Raw genomic sequence first — 22,353 nt, 5'->3', positions numbered from 1 at the left:
ATCCTGTCACCGCGCCGGACGGGCCTCCAGGTACGTCATGGCGGCCTCGGGGTCGTCCGCGAAGAACATCAGCTCCGTCAGCGGCAGCGGCAGGAACCCCTCCGCCTCCATCCGCCGGAACTGCTCCCGCAGCCCGTCGTAGTACCCCGCGGTGTTGAGCAGCACCACCGGCTTGGCGTGCAGCCCGTGCTTCTTCAGCTCCAGGATCTCCGTGGCCTCGTCCAGCGTGCCGGTGCCGCCAACCATGATCACGACGGCGTCGGAGCGGCCGAGCAGCTCCGCCTTGCGCTCCGCGAGGTCCCGGGCGATCACCATCTCGTCGGCGCCCGCGCGCGCCTTGTCGGCCAGGAACGTCACCGAGACCCCGACGAGCCGGCCGCCGTACTCCTGCACCCCGTCGGCGACCACCTTCATCAGCCCCACGTCGGAACCGCCCCACACCAGCGTGTGCCCGCGCTTGCCCAGGAGTTCGGCGAAGTGGCGGGCGGGCGCCGTGTAGCGCTCGTCGAGGTCGGCGGCGGAGAGGAAGACGCAGATGTTCATGCGTCACACCGTACGCGCGGGCATCACCGCCGCGGACCGGCGCGTTTCGGCCGCGCTACGCGGCCTTGGCCGCACTATGCCGCCTTGGCCGCACTATGCAGCCGGCGCGCCCGCGCGGCGGGTGGTGGCGATGGTGGCGGAGCCGACCACGCGCGTGCCGTCGTAGAGCACCACGGCCTGGCCCGGCGCCACCCCGCGGACCGGCGCGGCGAAGCTCACCCGCAGCTCGCCGCCGGCGACCTCGGCGGTCACCGCCGTCTCGCCGCCGTGCGCGCGCAGTTGGGCGGTGTACGCGCCGGGTCCCGCCGGCGGCGTACCGCACCAGCGCGGCGAGATCGCCGTCAGCGCCTCGACGTCCAGGGACGCGGCCGGGCCGACCGTGACGGTGTTGTCCACGGGCGAGATGTCGAGCACGTAGCGCGGCCGGCCGTCGGGGGCCGGGTGGCCCAGGGCCAGGCCCTTGCGCTGGCCCACGGTGAAGCCGTACGCGCCGGAGTGGGTGCCGACGCGGGCGCCGGACTCGTCCAGGATGTCGCCCTCGGCGGTGCCGAGGCGGCGGGCGAGGAAGCCCTGGGTGTCGCCGTCCGCGATGAAGCAGATGTCGTGGCTGTCGGGCTTCTTCGCCACGAACAGCCCGCGCTCGGCGGCCTCCGCGCGGATCTCGGCCTTCGTGGTGTCGGTCTCGCCGAGCGGGAACATCGCGTGCGCGAGCTGCCGTTCGTCCAGCACGCCGAGGACGTACGACTGGTCCTTGGCGGCGTCCGCCGCGCGGTGCAGCTCGCGGCTGCCGTCCTCGCGGGTGACGACCTTCGCGTAGTGGCCGGTGCACACCGCGTCGAAGCCGAGGGCCAGCGCCTTGTCGAGCAGCGCGGCGAACTTGATCTTCTCGTTGCAGCGCAGGCAGGGGTTGGGCGTGCGGCCCGCGGCGTACTCGCTGACGAAGTCCTCCACGACGTCCTCGCGGAACCGCTCGGCGAGGTCCCAGACGTAGAAGGGGATGCCGATGACGTCGGCGGCGCGGCGGGCGTCGTGCGAGTCCTCGATGGTGCAGCAGCCGCGGGCGCCGGTACGGAAGGACTGCGGGTTGGCGGAGAGCGCGAGGTGCACCCCGGTGACGTCGTGCCCCGCCGCCGCGGCGCGGGCGGCGGCGACGGCGGAGTCCACGCCGCCGGACATGGCGGCGAGGACCTTCAGACGGGCGGGGCGGGCCGTGTGTGTCGCTCGTGGTGTCATAGCCACTCCAGGGTAACGAGCCCGCGGCGCGGAACCGTCCGGCGGCCGGAGGCGTTGGCCGATCGAGACCCAATGAGCGGGAACAAGCGGGAACGAGAAGGAACTGACCGCATGCCGACGACGGACGGCGCAGAACCGGCGCGCGGGGCCGGGGAGCCCGGCGCGGATCCCGGGCCGCCCGCGAGCGCGGAGCCGCGCACGCGCTCCAGCCGCCGCGCCGTGCTCGCCGCCCTCGGCGTGGGCGCGGTCGGCGCCGGCCTCGGCTGGGCCGGGTACGAGCAGCTCAAGCGCATGTGGTGGCAGATCCCCGGCATCGACAAGCCGCGCAGGCCGGGCGAGCTGGACTACGCCGCCGCCGGCTGGGCCGGCGCCTCGGAGGCCAACTGGCGCCGCGCCGACCGCCCCGCGGACTACGGCATCGACCGCGTCGTCATCCACGTCACCGAGGGCAGCTACGCGGTGGCGCTCCAGGTCTTCGGCGACCCGGGCCACGGCGCCGCCACCCACTACGTCATCCGCGCCGGGGACGGGCACGTGGCGCAGACGGTCCGCGAGCTGGACGTGGCCTTCCACGCGGGCAACCGGGAGTGGAACGAGCGCAGCGTCGGCATCGAGCACGAGGGCTTCGTGGACCGCCCGGAGACGCTGACCGACGTGATGTACCGCTCGTCGGCGGAGCTGACCGCGGACATCTGCCGGCGCTACGGCATACCCGTGGACCGGGAGCACATCGTCGGCCACAACGAGGTCCCGGGGGCCGACCACACCGACCCCGGGCCGCACTGGGACTGGCCGCGGTACATGCGCCTGGTGCGCAGGGCGCACGCCGCGGCGGAACGCAGGGCGAGCGCCCGCCCGGCGCGCGACTCCTGACCCCGGCGGCGCGCGCTCAGGGCCGCGCATCCGCTACGGGCCGCACCGCCCCCGCGCCGCGCCGCGCCGCCGCGGGCCAGGCCGGATCAGGCCGGCCGGGTCAGGTCAGCCCCGCCGCCCGCGCCCGTTCCACCGCGGGCCCGATCGCCGCCGCCAGCGCCGCCACGTCCGCCTCCGTCGACGTGTGCCCCAGCGAGAACCGCAGCGTGCCCCGCGCCAGGTCCGGGTCCGCCCCCGCGGCGAGCAGCACGTGGCTGGGCTGCGCCACCCCCGCGGTGCAGGCGGAGCCGGTGGAGCAGGCGATGCCCTGGGCGTCCAGGAGCAGCAGCAGGGAGTCGCCCTCGCAGCCGGGGAAGGAGAAGTGCGCGTTGGCGGGCAGCCGCCCGGCCGGGTCCGGGTCGCCGTTGAGCACCGCATCGGGCACCGCGGCCCGTACCGCCGCCACCAGGGCGTCGCGCAGCGCGCCCACCTCGGCGGCGAACTCCGCGCGCCGCTCCGCGGCCAGCTCCGCGGCCACCGCGAACGCCGCGACCGCCGGGACGTCCAGCGTGCCGGAGCGCACCTCGCGCTCCTGCCCGCCGCCGTGCAGCAGCGGCTCCGGCGCGTACCCGCGGCCGAGGAGCAGCGCCCCGATGCCGTACGGGCCGCCGATCTTGTGCCCGGTGAGCGTCAGCGCGGCCAGCCCGCTCGCCCCGAAACCGATCTCCGCCTGGCCCGCGGCCTGCACCGCGTCGGAGTGCATCGGCACGCCGTACTCGCGGGCCACGGCGGCGAGTTCCGCGACCCGCAGGACCGTGCCGATCTCGTTGTTGGCCCACATCGCCGTCACCAGCGCCACGTCGCCCGCGCCCCCGCCGGGGCCGCGCTCCAGCGCGGCGCGCAGCCCGTCGGGGTGCACCCGGCCGTAGGTGTCGACGGGCAGCCAGTCGACGGTGGCGCCCTCGTGCTTCTGCAGCCAGTGCACGGCGTCCAGCACCGCGTGGTGCTCGACCGGGCTGGCGAGCACCCGGGTGCGGGCGGGGTCCTCGGCCCGCCGCGACCAGTACAGGCCCTTGACCGCGAGGTTGTCCGCCTCGGTGCCGCCGGAGGTGAAGACCACCTCGCTGGGCCGGGCGCCGAAGGCGGCGGCCAGCCGCTCCCGGGACTCCTCGACGGTGCGCCGGGCCCGCCGGCCCGCGGCGTGCAGCGAGGAGGCGTTACCGGTGGCGGTGAGGCGTTCGGTCATGGCCCGCACCGCCTCGGGGAGCATCGGGGTGGTGGCGGCGTGGTCGAGGTAGACGGCCTGGTCCATGATGGTCCCGATTCTACGGCGCCCGCCCCGCCCGCCGAACGCCGCCTTCCGGCCGTACGGGCCCCGGCTCCGGCACCCGTCCCCGTACCGCACCCGCCGGACGGCAGCCCGCCCCCCGGCCCGCCCTCAGCCCTCCCCCGCCGCCCTGCTGCGCCGCTGCCAGGCGCGCGGGGCCCGCCAGCGGAAGCGCAGCGCCAGCAGCCGCAGCACGAACGCCACCGCCGCCGCGGCCGTCGCCGTCGCGGGCCCGACCTGCCCGAAGCGGATCAGCAGCGCGGTGGCCACCGCGCCGACCAGCGCCGGCACCGCGTACATCTCCCGGTCCCAGCGCAGCAGCGACGGCACCTCCCCGGCGAGCAGGTCGCGCACCACGCCGCCGCCGGCCGCGCTGGTGAGGCCGAGGACGGCGGCGGAGGTGAGGCCGAGCCCGTACTCGTACGCCTTGAGCGTGCCGGTGACGCAGAACAGCCCCAGTCCGGCCGCGTCGAAGACCATGACCGCGCTGGTGATCCGCTCCACCTCGGGGTGGAGGAAGACGACCAGCAGCGCGGCGACCAGCGGCGTGAACAGATACCCCGGCTCGGTGAACGCGGCCGGCGGGACCGCGCCGATCACCAGGTCCCGCAGCAGCCCGCCGCCGAGCCCGGTGGCCAGCGCGAGCACCGCGATGCCGAAGACGTCGAAGTTCTTCCGCACCGCGAGCAGCGCGCCGGAGATCCCGAAGACGAAGATCCCCGCGAGATCCAGCCAGTGCTGCAGGGACGGGGTGAACAAGTCGTCGGACACCACGCCCCCGATTTACTCCGGCACGTCCTACTTCTTGTCCTCGGGCGCCTGGTCGGGCGCGTTCTCCGGGTGCCAGCAGGCGGTGCGCCGGCCGGGCTTCAGCTCAAGCAGCGGCGGCTCCTTGGTCTTGCAGACCTGGGTGGCCTTCCAGCAGCGGGTGTGGAAGCGGCAGCCGAGCGGCGGCGAGATCGGCGAGGGCACGTCGCCGTTGAGCAGGATCCGCTCGCGCTGCTGCCGGCGCTTGGTGTCCGGCACCGGCACCGCGGACATCAGCGCCTTGGTGTACGGGTGCAGCGGTTCCTGGTACAGGCTGGTGCGGTCGGCCAGTTCGACGATCTTGCCCAGGTACATGACCGCGATCCGGTCCGAGACGTGCCGGACGACGGACAGGTCGTGGGCGATGATCACGTAGGTGAGGCCGAACTCCTGCTGGAGGTCGTCCAGGAGGTTGACCACCTGCGCCTGGATCGACACGTCCAGCGCCGAGACCGGCTCGTCCGCCACGATCAGCTTGGGCTGCAGGGCGAGCGCGCGGGCGATGCCGATGCGCTGCCGCTGGCCGCCGGAGAACTCGTGCGGGTAGCGGTTGTAGTGCTCGGGGTTGAGCCCGACCCGCTCCAGGATCCCCTGGACCTCCTTCTTCACCCCGCCCTCCGGCCGCACCTTCTGCAGCTTGAAGGGGGCGCCGACGATGGTGCCGACGGTGTGCCGCGGGTTCAGCGAGGAGTACGGGTCCTGGAAGATCATCTGCACGTCGCGGCGGAGCGGGCGCATCTGGCCCGTGCTCAGGTGCGTGATGTCCCGGCCCTGGAACTCGACGGTGCCGCCGGTGGGCTCCAGCAGCCGGGTGATCAGCCGGCCCATGGTGGACTTGCCGCAGCCGGACTCCCCGACGACGCCCAGGGTCTCGCCGGGCAGCACGTCGAAGTCGATGCCGTCCACGGCCTGCACCGCACCGACCTGGCGCTGCATCAGGCCCTTGCGGATGGGGAAGTGCTTGGTCAGCCCGGAGACCTTCAGCAGCGGCTCGGTGCCGGCGGCGGGCTTCTTGCGCAGCCGCGCGCCCGGAACGGTCGCGGTCGCCTTCGCCCCGCCGGCGTCGGCCGGGCCGGCCGCCGCGGCGCCGGTCTCCTTCCCGTCCCCCGCTGTGGGGGCACCCCCGCCAATGGGGGTATCCCCGCCAGTAGGGGCGTAGCCGGCGGGGGAGGGGGCGTGGCCGGCGGGGGGGCTCGCCTTGCCGTCCTTCTTCTCGGGCACAGCCTCGTCCTTCACAGCTTCGGCGCAATCTCTTCGGTGTAGATGCGCTCCCGGTCTTCCTGCCGCAGGTGGCAGGCGGCGAAGTGGCCGGTGCCGACTTCGCGCAGCTCGGGCCGTACGGTGCGGCTGGCGTTGTCCGCGGGCACGTCCGCGTACGGGCAGCGGGGGTGGAACGCGCACCCGCTGGGCACGTTGATGAGGCTCGGCGGGCTGCCCTTGACCGGGATGAGCCGGTCCGTGGCCTCGCGGTCGATGCGCGGCATGGAGCCGAGCAGGCCCCAGGTGTACGGGTGCTGCGGCCGGTCGAAGATCTGCTCGGCCGAGCCCCGCTCCACGCACCGGCCGCCGTACATCACCACGATGTCGTCGGCCAGTTCCGCGACCACGCCGAGGTCGTGGGTGATGATGATGACCGCGGAGCCGAACTCCTTCTGCAGATCCCGGATCAGGTCGAGGATCTGCGCCTGCACGGTGACGTCGAGCGCGGTCGTCGGCTCGTCGGCGATGAGCAGTTCGGGGTTGTTCACCAGCGCCATCGCGATCATCGCGCGCTGGCGCATGCCGCCGGAGAACTGGTGCGGATAGTCGTCGACGCGCTTGTCGGGCTGCGGGATGCCGACCCGGTCGAGCATCTCGATGGCCCGCTTGCGCGCGGTCTTCTTGTCGACGTCGTGGTGGACCCGGTACGCCTCCACGATCTGGTACCCGATCTTGTAGTACGGGTGCAGCGCGGAGAGCGGGTCCTGGAAGATCATCGACATCTCCCGGCCGCGCAACCGGCGCACCGCGTCGGGCTCCGCGGAGAGCAGTTCCTGCCCGTTGAGCCAGATCTCGCCGGAGATCTGCGCCCGCCGGCGCTTGCCGTACTGCCCGGCGGTGTGCAGGCCCATGACCGCCAGCGAGGTGACGGACTTGCCGGAGCCCGACTCGCCCACGATGCCGAGGGTCTTGCCCTTCTCCAGTTGGAAGGAGAGCCCGTCGACGGACTTCACCACGCCGTCGTCGGTCGGGAAGTGGACCTTGAGGTCCCGGATGTCCAGGAACGCCGACGCGTCGGCGGCGGCCGGTACCGGCTCGCCGACGGCGCCCGTCTTCGTCAGACCGGTCACGAGACCCTCACCCTCGGGTCGATGGCGGCGTACACGAAGTCGACCACCAGATTGCAGATCACGATGAAGAAGGCGGCGAACAACGTCACGCCGAGGATCGGCGGCAGGTCGTTCTCGTTGATGGACTGCACCGCCCAGGAGCCGACCCCGTTGAAGGAGAACACCGTCTCGGTGATCACCGCCCCGCCGAGCAGCAGCGCGAAGTCCATGCCGAAGATGGTCACGATGGGCGTCAGCGCGGAGCGCAGTCCGTGCCGGGCGATCACCACCGGCTCCTTCAGGCCCTTCGCGCGGGCGGTGCGGATGTAGTCCTCGCCCATGGTCTCCAGCATCCCGGCGCGCGTGAGTCTCGCATAGAGCGCGGAATAGAGGAACGCCAGGGAGAACCAGGGCAGCATCAGCCCCTGGAACCAGCGCACCGGATTGTCGGTGAGCGGTGTGTACTCGTTCGGGAAGATCTGCCAGTGGTAGACGAATAGCGCCAGCGCGACGGTGCCGGTGAAGAACATCGGCAGCGAGACGCCCGCCAGGGCGATGCCCATGGCCGCACGGTCGAAGATCGACCCCGGGCGCAGCGCCGAGATCACGCCCGTCGTCACCCCGGAGATCAGCCACAGCACGGCGGCACCGATGGCCAGCGAGGCGGTGACCGGCAGCCGGTCCATCATCTCCGGCCAGACCTCCACGTGCTTGCGGAAGGAGTAGCCGAGGCAGGGCGCGTTGCACTGCGACGGGTCGGGGCCGAAGTTGAACTCCCGGCCGGCGAAGATGCCGCGGATGAAGTCCCAGTACTGGACGTAGACGGGATCGTCGAGGCCGAGGTTCTTCTTGACCGCGTCGATGGTCTTGGGGTCCGGGCTCTTGCCGATGTACTGCGCGGCGAGCTGGTCGGGGGTGCTGCCGGCGAGCCGCGGCAGGACGAAGAAGATGGCGTAGGTGATGGCGCTCACGACGAACAGCAGCACCACTGCGGCCATCAGCCGCCGGATGAGATACGCGAACACGAGGGCGTGCCTTCCACGGTCCGGGCGGCGCGGGCGGTGCCGGTGAGGGCACCGCCCGCGCAGCCGGTGGGGATGCTACTTCAGGCCGAGGTTCAGGTAGTCGTACTGACCGCTGAACGCCTGCGAGACCACCAGGTTGGTGAGCTGGTCCGAACGCTGGTGCAGGACCTTGAAGTAGGAGAGGGGCACGATGGCCGCCGTCTCCAGCATCTTCTTGTCCACCTCGGCGTACGCCTTGGCGCGGGCCGCCTTGTCGGGGTTCGCGATCGAGTCGTCCAGGAGCTTGTTGATCTCCGGGTCGTCCAGGTACGAGATGTTCGTGTTGCCGGACTCGCCGAGCGCGCCGCCGTTGGCGATCTGCTGCAGGAAGCCGTAGCCGCTGGGCCAGTCGGAACCCCACTGCATCATGTACAGACCGGCGTTGTTGTCCTCGGTCCACTTGCGGGAGCCCGCGAAGTCGGTGAAGTACTTGCCGCCGGGGAACTTCTGGATCTCGGCGTTGATGCCGACCTTCTTCAGGGCCGCCTGGATCGCGGTGGCGTTGTCGATCTCGTCCTGCCGCTCGGTGCGTGCGGTCAGCACGGTGTCGAACCCGTCGGGCTTGCCGCACTCCTTCAGCGCGGCCTTGGCCTTCTCGACGTCGCCCTTGTTGCCCTCGGTGGCGTACGGGTCGTCGTACGCCTCGTGGCTCGGGACGTCCGGGGGCAGCGCGGTGGTGGCGATGTCACCCTTGGGCTCACCGCCGAGCGCGCGCATCGAGGAGTCCTTGTCGACGGCGAACTCCACGGCCTTGCGGCAGTTGACGTCGTCGAAGGGCGCGAGCTGGGTGTTCATGGCCAGGTAGGTGAGCCGGCCACCGGTCGGGTTGTCGATCATGTTGGACTTGTCCCGCAGGAGCTGGGACTGGGTCTGACCGGTGACGCCGAGGGCGTCGAACATGATGTGGGTCTTGCCGGCCTCGATGTTCTTGTCGATGGTCTCGGCGTTGACCTTGAACCGGATCTCGATCTTGTCCGGGAGCTGCTTGCGGATCTTGTCCGTCTTGGGGTCCCACTGGTCGTTGCGGACCAGGGTGGCGGACTTGTCCAGGTCGAAGCTCTCGAACTTGTACGAGCCGGAGGAGACGATGTTCTTCTGGTAGTCCGAGCCGTTGTCCTTGTCCCGCGGCACCGGCGCCGTCTGGGTCATGGCCACCAGGTAGTCGAACTCCTGGAACGCCTGGTCGAGCTTGAAGACGATCGTGTGGTCGTCCGGGGTCTCGATGGACGAGATGCCCTCTTCGCTCTTGTCCTTGTACGGACCCTTGTAGTCGTCCGGGTTCTTCAGGTACTGGGCGAAGTAGTTCGGGCCGAGGGAGAGCACGTCGCGGGCGTAGTTGCTCCGCTCGACGGCGTACTTGACGTCGCCGGCCGTGATCTCGGTGCCGTCCTCGTACTTGACGCCCTTCTTGATCTTGTACGTCCAGGTCTTGCCGCCGTCGGTGGCCTCACCGGGACCCTCGGCGAGGTCCGGCACCGGCTCCGCGGCCTGCGCGCCCGGGCCGGGGGCGTACGTCATGAGGGAGCGCGCGTACAGGCGGCTGAAGTTCCACACGTAGCCGTAGTACGTGTTGCCCGGGTCCATCGAGTCCGGCACGTCGGCGGACTCGTAGACGAGGGTGCCGCCCTTCTTGTCGGAGGCGTTGAGGACCTTATCGATCGCCGCGTTCGCGGCGGCGCCGCCGCCCTCGCCGTCCGAGGAGTCGTCGTTGCCGCCACCGCCGCAGGCGGAGACGGTCAGCGCGACCGAGACGGCAACCGCGAGCATGGCGGCTGATTTCGACCTGAGTTTCATGGTGAGGCGTTGCCCCCTGGTTCGGAGTGATGGGACGAGAGCGGGAACGGCGGGTGCCGCGCCCAGGCTGCTTCTTGGGGTCATCGGTGTCATCGGCGGCCCTTGGGATCGAGTGCGTCCCTGAGCCCGTCGCCCAAGAGGTTGAAGGCCAGCACGGACAGGAAGATCGCCACGCCCGGTACGACCATGAACATCGGATCGACCTGGTAGTAGTCGATCGCGCTGCTCAGCATGCCGCCCCAGGAGGCCTGCGGCGGCTGGATGCCCACGCCGAGGAAGCTGAGCGCCGCCTCGAAGAGGATGTTGGTCGGGATCAGCAGGGTGGAGTAGACGAGGATCGGCCCCACCAGGTTCGGCAGCAGCTCCCGGAAGAGGATGAAGGGGCCGCGCGCGCCCAGGCTCTTCGCGGCCTCCACGAACTCGCGTTCGCGGAGGCTGAGCGTCTGTCCGCGGACGATGCGGCCGATGTACGGCCAACTGAAGAAGCCGATGACGAAGATCAGCACGCCGATGTGGAGTTGCAGCCCCTTCAGCCCGAACGCGCCGCCCTGCAGCGCGGCGGAGATGGAGATGGCGAAGAGCAGCACCGGGAAGGCCAGGAACGTGTCCATGGTCCGGCTGATGATCGTGTCCGCCCACTTGCCGTAGTAGCCGGCGATCACGCCGAGGACGGTGCCGATCACGACGGCGACCAGCGTCGCGCCGAAGGCGACGAGCAGCGAGACCCAGGAGCCCTCCAGGATCCGGGTGGCGATGTCGCGGCCGAGCCGCGGCTCCACGCCCAGCGGGTGGTCCCAGCTCATGCCGCCGAAGGAGCCGTACGGCGTGGCCAGGGAGGGGTCGACGAGGTCCTGGTTGAGCTTGTTGGGGTCGAGCCCGAAGACCGACTGGATCGGCCGGGAGAGCGCGGCGATCAGGATGAGGAGCACCACGACGACGCCGCCGGCCATGGCGACGCGGTCGCGCTTCAGCCGCATCCAGGCGATACGCCCGAGCGAACGGCCCTCGATCCGGCTCTTGTCCACGCCCTCGACGAGAGCTTCCGGCGTCGCCTCGGTGGCGCCGGTGGTCTCGATAGGTGCCGTCATGTTGTGGGGACCCCTCTCGAGCGGCGGCGTCCCGCCGTCGTCTGCCGCGGTAGCGGCTCAATCGCTTCGCTGGTGCAAGTCATGCCGTGGTGCCGTGATCCGTGGTGCCGTCGTGCCTGGTGCCCGTACCGGGTGATCGTGAAGCGCTGCCGTCGCACAGGGGAACGACAGCTTCCTGCGGGGGGAGTCTTCAATGCGCCTGCGATCACTCGCCAGACCCCAAGGGGAATGGATGCGCAAACGTGATGCGAAGCAGTGGATAACCGTTATCCGGACATCCGACCGCCGCTGAGCGGATCTTCACCGGCCCGATATCGGGATAGTACGGATATAACGGAGTCGGACGGGAGGGTCCTGCGGGGCCGGCGGCTCAGAACTGCGGGGCGGGTCCCGGCTGCCAGCCGGACTGCGGGGCGCCGCCCGCGGAGTGCGGCGGCGGGTAGCCGTAGCCGGCGGGCGGGGCGGCCGGGCCGCCGCCGTAGGCGCCGCGGTCGAAGAACGGCCGGGAGTTCGCCCGCATCCACATCGCGACCGGGTCGTGGTCGTCGGCCAGCGCCACCGTGGAGACCGCCAGGCCCGGGGGCACGGCGGCCACGGACTCCTGCATCATCGACTGCGCCGCGGCGACGGACTGCGCGCCCGTGTCGTACAGGTCGATGCCGATGGCGAGGTACGGCTCGCCGAGCACCGGCTGCACCCAGGCGCGGCAGAGCGTGCGCACGGCGGGGGTGCGGTGGGCGGTCTGGCCCAGCAGGGCGTAGAACTGCGCGACGTCCACGACCGGTTCCGCGATCCGCAGCGGGCCCGCGGGCAGCCGGTCCAGGCCCGTGGCCACCCGGCGCAGGTCGAGCCAGGGGACGCCGACGCCGCCGCCCGCGGCGTGCGGGTCGAGCCAGAGGCCCCAGCGGTCGGGGTAGAGCGCGGCGGCGATCTCCGCCCCGGCGACGGGCTCGTGGGCGCCGGCCCAGCCGCTGGCGGCCAGCTCGCGGTCGGAGCTGAAGCAGGGCGCGTAGGCGTGGCCCTCGATCTGCATGCTGCCGTACTGCGCGTCGGGCGAGTCGGGGCGGCCCTGCCAGAGCAGCATCCACACCTGCCCGGCGGCCAGCGCGGCGAGCAGCGCCTCGTACGCGTCGTACCTGCCGGGAGCCACCTCGCGGACCAACTGGTCCACACCCGCTCCCGGCGCCCGCCCGCTCGCGCCCCCGTTCACCCTGGGCCCCAACCCTTCGTCTCGGCTCCCGCCGCTCCCGGGCACGCGTGTACGCCCGGAAAGGTCATCAAACCAGCTTAGAGCCTGACCGCGTCAGCCGACCCGGATGTAGAACGGCTCGACCTTGGCCCGCATCCAGGTGATCACCGGGTCCACCGCGGCGTCGAGGAAGACCAGTTGGACCTTCCACGGCACCGGCTGCGCGCCCAGCGCGCGGCCCAGCGCCTCCACCGTCGCCTGCCTGCTCTCGTCGTACGTGTCCAGCAGCTCCACCCCGATGTAGAGCTGCACCGCACCGCCCTCGACGCTCGCGAGCCCCCGGCGCGCGCTGCGTACCACCCCGATCCGCTCGAACTCCTCCCGCGCGACCGCCAGGAAGTCCACCGGGTCGTCCTGCCAGTCCGGCGTGAACAGCCGCACCCGGCCGCCGCGCGCCTCCCCCGGCAGCCGCGCCGCCCCGCGGTCCCGGCACAGCTCCGCGACCGCCGCGGGCGGCAGCGGCACGCCGACCGTGCCGCCGGGGTTGACCGCGATGCCGACCTGCGGCGGCAGCCCGCGGGCGAACTCGCGGGCGGGCGCGACGGTGAACGACATGTGGGAGCCGCTGACCCGCAGGAACTCCTCCTGCGAGGAGAACACCGGCACGTACGGCGCGCCGCCTATCTCGGTCGTCGGCACGGGGAGCGAGGGGCTGTCGGGCCCGCCGCCCGCGGGCAGCGGCACCCAGAGGCTGCTGCGGCCCAGCACCTCCAGCAGCCGCGGGGCGGCCTGCGGGTTGCCGAGCGAGGCGGCGAGCACCTCCTCCAGCTCGTTGCCGGGGAAGCCGCCCGTGGCGGGGGGCTGCGGGGAGCGGTAGTCGAAGCTCATCGGGACCAGCCAACTCTCGGGGGATGAACGTCGGCACCCTAACGGCTGCGAGCGCTCGCGGGCGAAGCCCGCACCTGCCCACGGTGGAGTCCCCTCACCCTCATGACCTCGCGACAGGGAGCCCGTTTTCCATGCGTACGAACCGAATGGCCGGCCTCGCCGCCACCGTCGTCCCCGCCGTCGCCGGCGGCGCCCTCGTGCTCGGCATGGCCGGGCCCGCCGCCGGGGACGGAGCCGGGGGCGGGCACCCCGGCGGCAGGACCGCGGCCTCCGCCCCGGCCCTCACCGACGTCGACCCCTCGACGCTGCACCTGCTGGGGGAGCTCGGGCAGCTCACCGCCGCCACGGCCAGGACCGTCGAGCAGGTCCGGCAGGCGGTCGCCGACGGCGGCCGGCAGAACCCGCGCACGCTGCCCGACGTGCGCGCGCACCTGGACGCGGTGGGCGCGGCGGCGGGGACCAAGGGCACGGTGAAGTCGATGAAGGCGCGGGAGACGACCGCCCTGGCGCAGGCCGTCGGCTCGCTGCGGGAGGAGCTGGCCCGCCTGGTACGGGCCGGCCGGGCGGGCGACCGGGCGGCGGTGGCCGAGCGGTCCCCGGTGACCGTGACGGCGCTGGTACGGGTCCTCTCGGCGACGGCGGCCAGCGGGCTGGTGCCGGCGGGGCAGGTGCCGCAGACGCCGCCGAACGCGGCGGTACCGCCGAAGCTGCCGGCGCGCTCCGGCGCGTAGCGGTCCCGGCGCGGGGCCGGTCCCGGCGCGCAGCCGCCCGCCCGGGCTCAGCCGAAGCTGATCGAGCGCAGCGTCCCGGTCGCCTCGCCGTCCAGTACCAGCACCGAGTGGCAGCCCTCCGCCGGCTGCCCGGCGCTCGCCCAGTCCAGCAGCCTGCGGTGCGCCCACCGGTGGCGGGCGAAGGCGTACCGCGAGACCGCGCGCCCGCGCCGCGCCTGCCGCTCCCGCGCCACGGCCGCCGGCACGTCGAGCACCACGACGTGCATCCCGCGCCCGTGCCGCCTGGCCTGCCTGGTCAGCCACCAGCGCACCCACGGCAGCGTGCCGCAGTCGTGCACGACGAGGCTGCCGCCCGCGCGGACCGCCAGGCGCAGTCGCGCGTAGTGGTCGATGCGGACTAACGGCCGGTAGAGGGCGTACGGCAGCCGCCTGCCCAGCTTGCGCGCCCAGCGCTCGCGCACGTACTGCGAGTCGATCAGCCGGACCGCGGCGGGCGGCTGCGTGCGGCGCATGAGCGTGCTCTTGCCGCTGCCCGGCAGCCCGGAGATCACGACGATGTCCCCCTCCGGATATCGAAGCCGTTCTCTGGAGGCCGCCTGCTCCACCGTCACGCTGCCTCCCACGCCCCGCACCGCCGCCTCTTGCCGTCCACAAGCCTCGCAACAGCGGCGGGACTCGACAAGGACGCAACGGAAGGCGGCCTCCCACTTCTTCCCCTGTCCCGCGGTCGGGGGCGCGTGCAATGATGGCCCCCGCCAACTGCATACCGGCCGTTCGAACCCGCGCGGGAGAGTCCCGGTGCCTCGTCGCACCGGGCGCCGAAGGAGCAAGTCCTCCCTTGAATCTCTCAGGCACCAGTCACCGCGCGGGCGAGGCAGATCTGAAAAGCGGGCGTGCCCGGCCGAGCGCCGGCGCCGCCCCACCCAAGGTGCAAGCCACGCTCCCGCGGGGTCGTGGCGAACCTCTCAGGTTCCGATGACAGATGGGGAGGACACGACCACCCCCTGTCCGGGAGCCTGACGATGACCACTGAGAGCCCTGCACCGCGCCGTACCGCGCTCGACGCCACGCACCGCGCCCTCGGCGCCACCATGACCGACTTCGCCGGCTGGGACATGCCGCTGCGCTACGGCAGCGAGCGCGAGGAGCACGTCGCGGTGCGCACCCGCGCCGGCCTCTTCGACCTCTCCCACATGGGCGAGATCGCCGTCACCGGCCCGCAGGCCGCGGACCTGCTGGACTACGCCCTGGTGGGCCGGCTCTCCGCGGTGCGCCCGGGCCGCGCCCGGTACACGATGATCTGCCGCGAGGACGGCGGCATCCTCGACGACCTGATCGTCTACCGGCTCGCCGACGAGGAGTACATGATCGTCGCGAACGCCGCCAACGCCCAGGTCGTCCTGGACGCCCTCGCCGAACGGGCCGCCGGCTTCCCGGGCGCCGGGGTGCGGGACGACCGGGACGCGTACGCCCTGATCGCCGTGCAGGGCCCCAGGTCGCAGGAGATCCTGGGCCGGGTCACCGACGCGGACCTGGCCGGCCTGAAGTACTACGCGGGCCTGCCCGGCACCGTCGCCGGCGCGGACGCGCTCATCGCCCGTACCGGCTACACCGGCGAGGACGGCTTCGAGCTCTTCGTACGCCCCGCGGACGCGGCCGCCGTCTGGGCGGCGCTCACCGCGGCGGGCGCGGACGACGGCCTGGTGCCGTGCGGGCTCTCCTGCCGCGACACCCTGCGTCTGGAGGCCGGCATGCCGCTCTACGGGCACGAGCTGACGACCGCGCTCACGCCCTTCGACGCCGGGCTCGGCCGGGTCGTCAAGCTCGACAAGCCCGGCGACTTCGTCGGGCGCGAGGCGCTCGAAGAGGCCGCCGGGCGCGCCGCGGCGGAGCCGCCGCGGGTGCTGGTCGGCCTGGTCGCCGAGGGCCGGCGGGTGCCGCGCGCCGGGTACGAGGTGGTGGCCGGCGGCCGGCGCATCGGCGAGGTCACCTCCGGCGCCCCCTCCCCCACCCTGGGCAAGCCGATCGCGATGGCGTACGTGGACGCCGCGCACGCCGGTCCCGGGCCCTCGGCGGCCACCGGCGTGGGCGTCGACATCCGCGGCAGCCACGAGCCGTACGAGGTCGTCGCCCTGCCGTTCTACAAGCGCCCCTGACCGGCTCCGCGAGAGCCACCGGCCCCTTCCCGCGGCAGTCCCCCGACCGCGCCACCAGCGCCCCTTTACGCCTCTGACGTCCCGATCCTGGAGAATCGCCTTATGAGCAACCCTGAGCACCTGCGCTACAGCAAGGAACACGAGTGGGTCGCGACCGCCGACGGCGTCGCCACCGTCGGCATCACCGCCCACGCCGCGAACGCGCTGGGCGATGTCGTCTTCGTCCAGTTGCCGGACGTGGGCGCCGCGGTCACCGCGGGCGAGCCCTGCGGCGAGCTGGAGTCGACGAAGTCCGTCTCCGACCTCTACGCGCCGGTGACCGGGGAGGTCACCGAGACCAACCAGGACGTCGTGGACGACCCGGCGCTGGTGAACTCCGGCCCGTTCGAGGACGGCTGGCTCTTCCGGGTGCGCGTCTCGGCCGAGGCCGCCGACCTGATGTCCGCCGCCGAGTACACCGAGTTCACCGCGGGCTGAGCTCCGCCGCCGCAGCCCCGCCCGACCGCGTCCCTCTTCTTTCCCCGGAAGGTCCCATGTCCCTTCTGAACGGCTCGCTCCACGAGGTCGACCCCGAGGTCGCCGCCGCCGTGGACGCCGAACTCAAGCGCCAGCAGTCCACCCTCGAAATGATCGCCTCGGAGAACTTCGCCCCGGTCGCCGTGCTGGAGGCGCAGGGCTCGGTCCTCACCAACAAGTACGCCGAGGGCTATCCCGGCCGCCGCTACTACGGCGGCTGCGAGTACGTCGACGTCGCCGAGGAGCTGGCCCGCGAGCGGGTCAAGGCGCTCTTCGGCGCCGAGGCGGCGAACGTCCAGCCGCACTCGGGCGCGTCGGCGAACGCGGCGGCGATGTTCGCGGTGCTCAAGCCGGGCGACACGATCCTGGGCCTGGACCTGGCCCACGGCGGGCACCTGACCCACGGCATGAAGATCAATTTCTCCGGCAAGCTGTACGACGTCGCCGCCTACCACGTCGACGCCGAGACCGGCCAGGTCGACATGGCCGAGGTCGAGCGGCTGGCCAAGGAGCGGCGGCCGAAGCTGATCATCGCCGGCTGGTCGGCGTACCCGCGGCAGCTCGACTTCGCCGGCTTCCGCCGGATCGCCGACGAGGTCGACGCGCTGCTGATGGTCGACATGGCGCACTTCGCCGGTCTCGTGGCCGCGGGCCTGCACCCCAACCCCGTGCCGTACGCGGACATCGTCACCACCACGACGCACAAGACCCTCGGCGGCCCGCGCGGCGGGGTCGTCCTCTCCCGCCAGGCCCTCGCCAAGAAGATCAACTCGGCGGTCTTCCCCGGCCAGCAGGGCGGCCCGCTGGAGCACGTGATCGCGGCCAAGGCGGTGTCCTTCAAGATCGCCGCGTCCGAGGAGTTCCGCGAGCGGCAGCGGCGCACGCTGGACGGCGCCCGGATCCTGGCCGAGCGGCTGCTGCGGGACGACGCCCGCGCGGCCGGCGTCTCGGTGCTCTCCGGCGGTACGGACGTCCACCTGGTCCTGGTCGACCTGCGCGCGTCCGAGCTGGACGGCCAGCAGGCCGAGGACCGGCTCCACGAGATCGGCATCACCGTCAACCGCAACGCGGTCCCGGACGACCCCCGCCCGCCCATGATCACCTCCGGCCTGCGCATCGGCTCGCCCGCGCTGGCCACCCGCGGCTTCACCGCCGCGGACTTCGAGGAGGTCGCCGACGTCATCGCGGAAGCCCTCAAAGCACCCCTCACCCGCTGGGGTTCCGACGATCCGAAGACGGCCGCACTCGCCGCCCGGGTCACGGCCCTGGCGCAGAAGCACCCGCTGTACCCCGGCCTGTAGCCCGTACGGCCCGGCGGCCCGCCGCTTCGACGCGGCGGGCGGCCGGGCCCGGGGCCGTACGCGCAACCCGTCACCACCCGCACCACGCACGCGCACGCCCCACGCAAGGACAAGGGAGTCCCGAGTGGCCATCTCCGTCTTCGACCTCTTCTCGATCGGCATCGGCCCGTCGAGCTCGCACACGGTCGGCCCGATGCGGGCCTCCCGGATGTTCGCGCGCCGGCTGAAGAACGAGGGCCTGCTGGCCCACACCGCCGCCGTACGCGCCGAACTCTTCGGCTCCCTGGGCGCCACCGGCCACGGCCACGGCACCCCCAAGGCCGTGCTCCTCGGCCTGGAGGGCCACTCGCCGCGCACCGTCGACATCGAGTGGGCCGAGGGCGAGGTGGAGCGCATCCGCGCCACCGGGCGGCTGCACCTGCTGGGCGCCGAGATAGGGCGCGACCACGAGATCCCCTTCGACGCCTCCGCCGACCTCGTCCTGCACCGGCGCCGCTCGCTGCCGTACCACGCGAACGGCATGACGCTGGCCGCGTACGACGCGGACGGCGGGACGCTGCTGGCGAAGACCTACTACTCGGTGGGCGGCGGCTTCGTCGTCGACGAGGAGGCGGTCGGCGAGGACCGGATCAAGCTCGACGACACCGTGCTGAAGCACCCGTTCCGTACCGCGGACGAGATGCTGCGCCGCACCCGCGAGACCGGCCTGTCGCTCTCCTCGCTGATGCTGGAGAACGAGCGCGCCTGGCGCACCGAGGCGGAGATCCGCGCCGGGCTGCTGGAGATCTGGCGGGTCATGCGCGACTGCGTCGCCCGCGGGACCAGCCGGGAGGGCATCCTCCCCGGCGGCCTGAAGGTCCGCCGCCGCGCCGCCGGCGAGGCCCGCCAGCTCCGCGCGGCGGGGGACCCGGCGGCGCACGCGATGGAGTGGGTCACCCTCTACGCGATGGCGGTCAACGAGGAGAACGCCGCCGGCGGCCGCGTCGTCACCGCCCCCACCAACGGCGCGGCGGGCATCATCCCCGCGGTCCTCCACTACGCGGCGGACTTCGTACCGGGCAGGGACAGCCGCGCCGGGGAGGAAGACACCGCGGTCCGCTTCCTCCTCGCGGCCGGCGCGATCGGCATGCTCTTCAAGGAGAACGCCTCCATCTCCGGCGCGGAGGTCGGCTGCCAGGGGGAGGTGGGCTCCGCCTGCTCCATGGCCGCGGGCGGCCTCGCCGAGATCCTCGGCGGCACCCCGGAACAGGTCGAGAACGCCGCCGAGATCGGCATCGAGCACAACCTGGGCCTGACCTGCGACCCGATCGGCGGCCTGGTCCAGATCCCGTGCATCGAACGCAACGGCATGGCGGCGGTCAAGGCCATCACGGCGGCCCGCATGGCACTGCGCGGCGACGGCCAGCACTTCGTCTCCCTCGACAAGGCCATCAAGACGATGAAGGAGACGGGTGCGGACATGAAGGTCAAGTACAAGGAGACGGCCCGCGGCGGCCTCGCGGTCAACGTGGTGGAGTGCTGAGGGAGTTGGCGAGTGCCTTTCCGGCGGCGCCGCCAACTCCCCCTTTTCCGCCCGCAATCCGGCGGCGATCCGGAAAACGTCCTTTCCCCTTGGGCAGTTGACGCCCCTTCGCCCTCACGGGCGAACGGGTTCTCCGCGATGAATTCGTGAATTCCCGCCGCTCATACGCGTCACCGGACGGCCAAGAACAAACGGACTTGTCGGATATTCCCCGACGGGCGATACGTACTATTTGAAGGATTCGCCCCCGATCGCCCCCCCCCCCCCCGCCTCTGACCGACTGGCCCCCTCCGTCCGGTGACGCGAATCACGTTCGGCCGCGGGCACCGGCGGGGGGAATTCACAGTTTCCGTGTTCCGAAAGCGAGTTGCGGCCCTCTCCGCTTTCCGCGGCGGCGCCCATCCGGCCCGTGAGCCGGTCCCGTATTGGCCGGACGAGTTCCGCAGCTTGTCCGGACCGGAAAGACATGCTTAAGTCTCCGCCAGCCGGGTGGACGCCGAATCCTGCCGCCATCCGGAAACCGTTCCCTAATGACACACGGCAGGAGCGGGGGACCCATAGGTAAGTCGCCGGCCCGGATTCCGGAACGGCTTGGGGTGAAGTCGCACCGCGGTGCGGCCGGGCATCTCCAGCCCGAACCCGACAGCTCACCTCGCAGGCGCAGGAGGAGAAAGACCCATGCCCGCAAGAGGTAAGCACCGCCGTCCCAAGCTGCGTCTGATCGGCCGCGGCATCACTTTCGCCGGCGTCAGCGGCGTCGCGATCGCCGCCCCGCTGATCGGCGCGTCCTCGGCATCCGCCGCCGGCTCCGTCCCCGCTTCCGCCCCCCAGACCGGCGTACGCGCCGAGGCCCCCGCCGCGGCGACCACCGGCGCGGCAGCGGCCACCTATGCCGTGGTCGCCGGAGATTCCCTGGCGAAGATCGCCGACAAGGAAGGCGTACGCGGCGGCTGGAAGAAGCTGTACAAGGACAACCGCGAGGCCGTCGGCGACAACCCGCACTTCATCCTCCCCGGCCTTGAACTCTCCCTCGGCGCCAAGGCCGACACGAGCGAGCCGAAGGAATCCGAGTCCGGCCTGAAGACCACGAGCGCGTCCGTCACGAGCTACCCGGACAACCTCGACGGCTGGATCCGGGAGTCGCTCGACATCATGGCCGAGCACGGCATCCCGGGAACCTACGACGGCATTTACCGCAACATCATGCGGGAGTCCGCTGGCGACCCGCAGGCCATCAACAACTGGGATATCAACGCCGTGAACGGCACGCCCTCCAAGGGCCTGCTCCAGGTCATCGCTCCCACCTTCGATGCCTACCACGTACCCGGCACCTCGACCGACAGCTTCGACCCGGTCGCCAACATCACCGCCGCGTGCAACTACGCGGCCGACAGGTACGGCTCGATCGACAACGTCTACGGGCCGTACTGACCCACCGGAGAGCGCCGGTGTCCCCACCGGCGCCCTCCGCTCCGGCGGTGAGGCCCGCGGCGCGTCCGGACGGCACGGACGCGGGAATTCGCGGCCCGTTCACCCCGTGCTCGCCGGCCGGGAGCGTTTCGCTTCTACGGTCGCCCCATGTCCGCCACCTCTCTCTCCCGACGCGGTGTCCTCGCCGGCGCCGTGGCCGGCGCGCTCGCGTCGCCGCTCGCCGCCGTGCCCGCGCACGCCGCCCGCACGCGCGGCCTGCTGATCTTCGTCGCCCTCGACGGCTTCGGCATCGACTACCTCGACGGCCGTGCGCCGATGCCCCACCTGACGTCGCTGGTACGGGCCGGCTCGCTGACCACCAGCACCGGCGTGATGGCCAGCATCACCAACCAGTCGTGGACGGCCGTCTCCTGCGGCGCCCACCCGGACCGCACCCGCAACGCCGCCTACTACTACGACGAGGCGGCCGGCGTCGCCCGCGGCCAGAGCCGCGACAGCGCGGTCGAGGGCCTCGCCCAGGCGTGGCGGCCGCAGGGCATCCGGATCGGGTCCGCGCAGTGGTTCATCCTCCAGGACAAGGGCACCTCGTACGGCGATCCCGACGGCCTCTACACCCAGCCCGGCGGGCGCATCGGCGCGCGCGTCGACGACGCGGTCGCGATGCTCACCGGGCGGCCCGTCGACAGCGGCGGCACCGCGGTGACCCTCACCCGGCGACCGGACTTCCTGGCGGTCTACTCCAGCGACCTCGACGGCGACGGGCACGCGTTCGGGCCCGACGACCCCCGGATGCTCGACACCCTGCGCGAGACCGACGCCGGGATCGGGCGGCTGATCCGGACGGTCAAGGACCTCGGCCTCTACGGCCGGACGACCTGGGTGGTCACCGGCGACCACGGCATGACGGGCTGGAAGACGCCGATGGCGGCGCAGGCGGTCGCCGCCCTCGCCACCGCGGGCTTCACGCCCGAGGTGATCGGGTCCGGCGGCCGGCCGGCGCCGGAGACCGATGCCGTCCTGGTCTCCGGCGGCAGCATCGCCTCCGTGCACCTCCTCGGCGCGGGGGCCGCCGACGCCGCCGCGATCGAGCGGGCCCGCGCGGCGCTCGCGGACGCCGAAGGCGTCGCGGCGGTGCTGACCAAGGCGGACCAGGCGGCGCTGCGGATGGCGCCCCAGTACGGCCAGTTGGTGCTCGAACTGGCGGCGCCGTACGCGCTCTCCTTCACCCCGCCGGCCGAGGGCTTCGACGGCCGCCACGGAAGCCGCGCGGAGACCGCGGTCCCGCTCATCCTGGCCGGCCACCGGATCCGGCGCGGCCGTGCGCCGCGCGATCCGCGCCACGTCGACCTCGCGGCGACCATGTCGGCGATCCTCGGTGTCGCCCCGCCCGCGCAGTCGGAGGGCCGGGTGCTGCGGGAGTCCCTGCTCCCCTGACCCGGGCCCCGCCCGGGCAGCCGGGTTATTCGCTGGAGCGGCGCCGCCGGGCGCTTCTGGGCCCTGTCTGGCACATAGCGCCGTCCGCCCTCTGGGCGGGCTCCCCCACAGCGCGCAAGCGCGCGTGGGCGGTACCCCCAGGCGTCTGGTGCGTGCGATCGCAAGGCG

20 protein-coding genes and 3 riboswitches are annotated in these 22,353 nt (G+C 72.6%); of the genes, 8 read left to right on the top strand and 12 right to left on the bottom strand.

The annotated features are described in order from the left end of the window. Positions 1-6 precede the first annotated feature (6 nt). A complete protein-coding gene (locus FB457_RS31425) occupies positions 7-543 on the bottom strand; it encodes an LOG family protein (RefSeq protein ID WP_047018257.1) in 537 nt (178 codons plus the stop codon). Positions 544-636: 93 nt separating this feature from the next. After that, complete coding sequence (gene mnmA, locus FB457_RS31420) at positions 637-1,776, bottom strand: tRNA 2-thiouridine(34) synthase MnmA (RefSeq protein WP_047018256.1); 1,140 nt, start codon at positions 1,774-1,776, stop codon at positions 637-639. Between the two features lie 111 nt (positions 1,777-1,887). Here mnmA and FB457_RS31415 point away from each other — a divergent pair, with 111 nt between their 5' ends. Beyond that, on the top strand, positions 1,888-2,649 hold the full coding sequence (locus tag FB457_RS31415) for an N-acetylmuramoyl-L-alanine amidase (protein ID WP_145784060.1): 762 nt from the start codon (positions 1,888-1,890) through the stop codon (positions 2,647-2,649). Positions 2,650-2,749: 100 nt separating this feature from the next. Here FB457_RS31415 and FB457_RS31410 read toward each other — a convergent pair whose 3' ends face one another. The 9 genes from FB457_RS31410 to FB457_RS31370 all read right to left on the bottom strand — a co-directional run bounded on the left by FB457_RS31410 (position 2,750) and on the right by FB457_RS31370 (position 13,094). After that, positions 2,750-3,940 (bottom strand): cysteine desulfurase family protein, encoded by a 1,191-nt coding sequence (locus tag FB457_RS31410; RefSeq protein WP_047018254.1) that lies wholly within the window; start codon positions 3,938-3,940, stop codon positions 2,750-2,752. A 126-nt stretch (positions 3,941-4,066) separates the two neighbouring features. Continuing rightward, entirely contained in the window at positions 4,067-4,726 is a 660-nt protein-coding gene (locus FB457_RS31405) for a trimeric intracellular cation channel family protein (RefSeq protein WP_173534888.1), read from the bottom strand. 27 nt (positions 4,727-4,753) lie between these two features. After that, positions 4,754-5,998, bottom strand: a complete 1,245-nt coding sequence (locus FB457_RS31400) for an ABC transporter ATP-binding protein (protein ID WP_486589208.1) — start codon at positions 5,996-5,998, stop codon at positions 4,754-4,756. Then, entirely contained in the window at positions 5,995-7,092 is a 1,098-nt protein-coding gene (locus FB457_RS31395) for an ABC transporter ATP-binding protein (RefSeq protein WP_047018252.1), read from the bottom strand. The genes FB457_RS31400 and FB457_RS31395 overlap by 4 nt, the downstream gene beginning before the upstream one ends. Beyond that, positions 7,089-8,096, bottom strand: coding sequence for an ABC transporter permease (locus FB457_RS31390; RefSeq protein WP_047018251.1), 1,008 nt, complete (start codon positions 8,094-8,096; stop codon positions 7,089-7,091). Before FB457_RS31390 ends, FB457_RS31395 begins: the two co-directional genes overlap by 4 nt. A gap of 75 nt (positions 8,097-8,171) precedes the next feature. Beyond that, on the bottom strand, positions 8,172-9,902 hold the full coding sequence (locus FB457_RS31385) for an ABC transporter substrate-binding protein (RefSeq protein ID WP_047018250.1): 1,731 nt from the start codon (positions 9,900-9,902) through the stop codon (positions 8,172-8,174). Between the two features lie 116 nt (positions 9,903-10,018). Beyond that, on the bottom strand, positions 10,019-11,017 hold the full coding sequence (locus FB457_RS31380; protein WP_047018249.1) for an ABC transporter permease: 999 nt from the start codon (positions 11,015-11,017) through the stop codon (positions 10,019-10,021). Positions 11,018-11,387: 370 nt separating this feature from the next. Then, positions 11,388-12,188, bottom strand: coding sequence for an enhanced serine sensitivity protein SseB C-terminal domain-containing protein (locus FB457_RS31375; protein ID WP_145784058.1), 801 nt, complete (start codon positions 12,186-12,188; stop codon positions 11,388-11,390). 132 nt (positions 12,189-12,320) lie between these two features. Further along, the gene (locus FB457_RS31370) at positions 12,321-13,094 is read right to left on the bottom strand and encodes an enhanced serine sensitivity protein SseB (RefSeq protein WP_047018247.1); all 774 of its coding nucleotides are present in this window, start codon (positions 13,092-13,094) and stop codon (positions 12,321-12,323) included. Between the two features lie 131 nt (positions 13,095-13,225). Here FB457_RS31370 and FB457_RS31365 point away from each other — a divergent pair, with 131 nt between their 5' ends. Then, on the top strand, positions 13,226-13,825 hold the full coding sequence (locus FB457_RS31365; RefSeq protein WP_253911438.1) for a hypothetical protein: 600 nt from the start codon (positions 13,226-13,228) through the stop codon (positions 13,823-13,825). A gap of 47 nt (positions 13,826-13,872) precedes the next feature. Here FB457_RS31365 and FB457_RS31360 read toward each other — a convergent pair whose 3' ends face one another. Then, positions 13,873-14,436, bottom strand: coding sequence for an AAA family ATPase (locus FB457_RS31360; protein ID WP_253911437.1), 564 nt, complete (start codon positions 14,434-14,436; stop codon positions 13,873-13,875). Between the two features lie 164 nt (positions 14,437-14,600). Then, positions 14,601-14,699, top strand: a riboswitch (glycine riboswitch). Beyond that, positions 14,700-14,817, top strand: a riboswitch (glycine riboswitch). A gap of 30 nt (positions 14,818-14,847) precedes the next feature. On the opposite strand from FB457_RS31360, the gene gcvT reads away from it, so the two are divergent. From gcvT to FB457_RS31330, 6 genes are all read left to right on the top strand, one after another. Further along, the gene (gene gcvT, locus FB457_RS31355) at positions 14,848-15,981 is read left to right on the top strand and encodes a glycine cleavage system aminomethyltransferase GcvT (RefSeq protein ID WP_047018244.1); all 1,134 of its coding nucleotides are present in this window, start codon (positions 14,848-14,850) and stop codon (positions 15,979-15,981) included. A 102-nt stretch (positions 15,982-16,083) separates the two neighbouring features. After that, on the top strand, positions 16,084-16,458 hold the full coding sequence (gene gcvH / locus FB457_RS31350; RefSeq protein ID WP_047018243.1) for a glycine cleavage system protein GcvH: 375 nt from the start codon (positions 16,084-16,086) through the stop codon (positions 16,456-16,458). 56 nt (positions 16,459-16,514) lie between these two features. Next, positions 16,515-17,798 carry a serine hydroxymethyltransferase gene (locus FB457_RS31345; protein ID WP_145784056.1) on the top strand — a complete coding sequence of 428 codons (1,284 nt, stop codon included), beginning with the start codon at positions 16,515-16,517 and terminating at the stop codon, positions 17,796-17,798. A 124-nt stretch (positions 17,799-17,922) separates the two neighbouring features. Further along, positions 17,923-19,320, top strand: a complete 1,398-nt coding sequence (locus FB457_RS31340; RefSeq protein WP_047018241.1) for an L-serine ammonia-lyase — start codon at positions 17,923-17,925, stop codon at positions 19,318-19,320. 514 nt (positions 19,321-19,834) lie between these two features. After that, positions 19,835-19,995, top strand: a riboswitch (cyclic di-AMP (ydaO/yuaA leader). 3 nt (positions 19,996-19,998) lie between these two features. Further along, entirely contained in the window at positions 19,999-20,751 is a 753-nt protein-coding gene (locus FB457_RS31335; protein ID WP_047018240.1) for a transglycosylase SLT domain-containing protein, read from the top strand. Positions 20,752-20,898: 147 nt separating this feature from the next. After that, the gene (locus FB457_RS31330; RefSeq protein WP_047018239.1) at positions 20,899-22,185 is read left to right on the top strand and encodes an alkaline phosphatase family protein; all 1,287 of its coding nucleotides are present in this window, start codon (positions 20,899-20,901) and stop codon (positions 22,183-22,185) included. The last annotated feature ends 168 nt before the right edge of the window (positions 22,186-22,353 follow it).

The organism is Streptomyces sp. CNZ287 (genome assembly GCF_007827615.1).
The sequence above is the reverse complement of the archived record's forward strand: the minus strand, read 5'-3'. Positions and strand labels throughout refer to the sequence as shown.